The 2472-nt window shown below is 51.8% G+C and carries 3 protein-coding genes and 3 tRNA genes; all 6 read left to right on the top strand.

Going from position 1 to position 2472, the window contains the following annotated elements; all coding sequences use genetic code 11:
• Positions 1 to 211 precede the first annotated feature (211 nt).
• Positions 212 to 1174, top strand: coding sequence for a bifunctional biotin--[acetyl-CoA-carboxylase] ligase/biotin operon repressor BirA (birA, locus tag BLS75_RS31825; RefSeq protein WP_053160208.1), 963 nt, complete (start codon positions 212 to 214; stop codon positions 1172 to 1174).
• Positions 1175 to 1337: 163 nt separating this feature from the next.
• Entirely contained in the window at positions 1338 to 1784 is a 447-nt protein-coding gene (locus tag BLS75_RS31820; RefSeq protein WP_072453205.1) for a hypothetical protein, read from the top strand.
• Between the two features lie 142 nt (positions 1785 to 1926).
• Positions 1927 to 2011, top strand: a tRNA-Tyr gene (locus tag BLS75_RS31815).
• A gap of 24 nt (positions 2012 to 2035) precedes the next feature.
• Positions 2036 to 2109: transfer RNA gene (locus tag BLS75_RS31810), tRNA-Gly, on the top strand.
• A gap of 26 nt (positions 2110 to 2135) precedes the next feature.
• Positions 2136 to 2211 (top strand) — tRNA-Thr (locus BLS75_RS31805).
• 84 nt (positions 2212 to 2295) lie between these two features.
• The coding region (locus tag BLS75_RS31800) for a GTP-binding protein (RefSeq protein WP_233447047.1) at positions 2296 to 2472 on the top strand (177 nt) is incomplete at its 3' end.

Below are 2472 nucleotides of genomic sequence, written 5' to 3'. Positions count from 1 at the left end.
GTAGTGTGGGGTTTCCCCATGTGAGAGTAGGTCATCGTCAAGATTAAATTCCGAAACCCCAACTGCACATGCAGTTGGGGTTTTGTTTTTGCGCGCGAAAAATGGGTTTGATTTTTTGCTGTCTCGATCGACTTGCTCGTCAGGTTGGGGTTTCTATGCAATAGCGCTGGGCATGGCTATCATGCCTGCCTCATGGTGAGGCGGAAACTGCATGTCGACGTTGTTAGAGCTTCTGAAAGATGGGCGATTTCACTCGGGTCAGGCGCTCGGTCAGGCGCTGGGCGTTAGCCGTAGTGCTATATGGAAGCAGTTACAGCTTCTTGAGGCGGAGTTGGGGCTTGTCATTCATAAGGTGCGAGGCCGCGGTTACCAGTTGGCCACTCCGATCACATTGCTAAGCAGTGCTGAGATAGGCCGCTCCTCTATTTCCAGTGGCTCCTGGGATATCCGAATTCTCGACTCTATCGACTCCACGAATGCACAGGCGCTGCGATCCATTGAAGAAGGGAGTGTGGCTCCTTTTCTTGTGCTAGCTGAGCGCCAGACGGTGGGGCGAGGCCGTCGTGGTCGTAAGTGGGTAAGTCCTTTTGCCGAAAATATCTATTACAGCCTCGTCTTGCGTATGGACGGAGGTCTCCGGCAATTGGAAGGGCTTAGCCTGGTCGTTGGGCTGGCGGTCATGCATACCCTTCGTGAGTATGGAATTCCTGGTGCCGGTTTGAAGTGGCCAAATGATGTTTTGGTTGGTCAGAAGAAGGTCGCGGGGATACTTTTGGAGTTGGTGGGTGATCCTGCGGATGTGTGTCATGTGGTCCTGGGCATTGGGATCAATGTGAATATGCAAAGCGCTGAAGAGATCGATCAGGAGTGGACTTCGGTGAGGTTGGAGTCTGGCAAGGTTATTGATCGCAATCAGCTTGTTGCTCGATTGAATGAGGTTCTTGTGTCTTATCTGGAGCGTCATCGGCTGAATGGCTTCTCCGCGATCCAGGGCGAGTGGGAGCAAGGTCACCTCTGGCAGGGGCGTGCTGTGTCTCTGATCGCGGGCGTAAATAAGATCGATGGTGTTGTGTTGGGTATTGATCGCCAAGGAGCTTTGCGGTTGAGCGTTGAGGGGGAGGAGAAAACCTATAGCGGCGGGGAGCTCAGTCTAAGGTTGCGTGATGGCTCATGAGTTCGGCCATCAATGTGCGCTTGCGCGATCTACGGTTAGGAGGTAGGGGCTGATTCCTTGTGTGGGGTGGGACTTTGAGTGTTGCATCGGTTCCGCAAGATCAGCTTGTACGTGATCCATCTTTTCGAGTTGTTTAAGCCTTGTCCTCTGTCTTGAGGTTTTTATGCGCTGGTTGTTTCTGTTGTTATTGGTCCTCAATTGCTTTTATTACATCTGGCATCAGCAGGAAGCGCCGCTTCGTGCGAAAGAGGTCATGCCTCTCTCGCTCTATCGAGGTACTCAGCAAGATATCCGTTTGTTGAGTGAGTCTTCTGATTCGGTCGAGCGGCGGGATAAGGGTAAGTCAGGGGAGGTTGATGCAAGCTGTCTTTATCTGGGGGGCTTTGCTCGTCGTGATACGGCTCAGATGTTGGAGCAGCGGCTGGTAGGGCTGGGGGCTGATGTCAGGCTGCAGTCCTTGAGTGTTCCTGGTTCTTCTGGTTTTTGGCTTCGTGTGACTCCCGAGAGCAAGCATTTGCTGGATGATCTGCAACTGCAGAACCTTGCTAAAGAATTCAATGAGTTAAAACATAAAATAATGCCTTGCGAGGGGGTTGCAACTGTCGAATAGGTTGCATAGAATGGCGCCCGCTCCGCAGCGAAGACTTCACGAAGTCAGCGTCGCGAAGCGAGGTCAACGCAGCTAACCTCAAGATTTTATTGAGAAAATGCTTGACAGAAGGGTGGCATGATATAGAATGTCGCCTCGCTTAGGAGGGGTTCCCGAGCGGCCAAAGGGATCAGACTGTAAATCTGACGTCTACGACTTCGAAGGTTCGAATCCTTCCCCCTCCACCAGATTTAGCGAGAGCTGCAGGCTCCGCGGGTATAGTTTAGTGGTAGAACCTCAGCCTTCCAAGCTGATGATGCGGGTTCGATTCCCGCTACCCGCTCCAAGTTTGCAGGTTTTGCAAAGTGTTACGCTCTTGTAGCTCAGTTGGTAGAGCACACCCTTGGTAAGGGTGAGGTCAGCGGTTCAAATCCGCTCAAGAGCTCCATATAACAAGGCAGATATGAAAATATCTGCCTTTGTTTTAATGGCTTGGGTGACTTGCTCAATTCTTCTCCTAGGGGTGATTTCGATGGCTAAGGAAAAGTTCGAACGTAATAAGCCGCACGTTAACGTGGGTACTATCGGTCACGTTGACCACGGTAAAACCACTTTGACCGCTGCTCTGACTCGCGTTTGCTCCGAAGTTTTCGGTTCGGCTCGTGTTGACTTCGACAAGATCGACAGCGCCCCAGAAGAAAAGGCTCGT

Source organism: Pseudomonas sp. NFPP12 (genome assembly GCF_900103205.1).
GTDB classification, from domain to species: Bacteria; Pseudomonadota; Gammaproteobacteria; order Pseudomonadales; family Pseudomonadaceae; genus Aquipseudomonas; species Aquipseudomonas protegens.
This window is presented reverse-complemented; position numbering and strand designations above follow the sequence as displayed.

What these genes read in the sequence shown, in the direction of transcription:
- birA (WP_053160208.1), top strand. Translation starts at nt 212, where the DNA reads ATGTCGACGTTGTTAGAGCTTCTGAAAGATGGGCGATTTCACTCGGGT.
- BLS75_RS31820 (WP_072453205.1), top strand. Translation starts at nt 1,338, where the DNA reads ATGCGCTGGTTGTTTCTGTTGTTATTGGTCCTCAATTGCTTTTATTAC.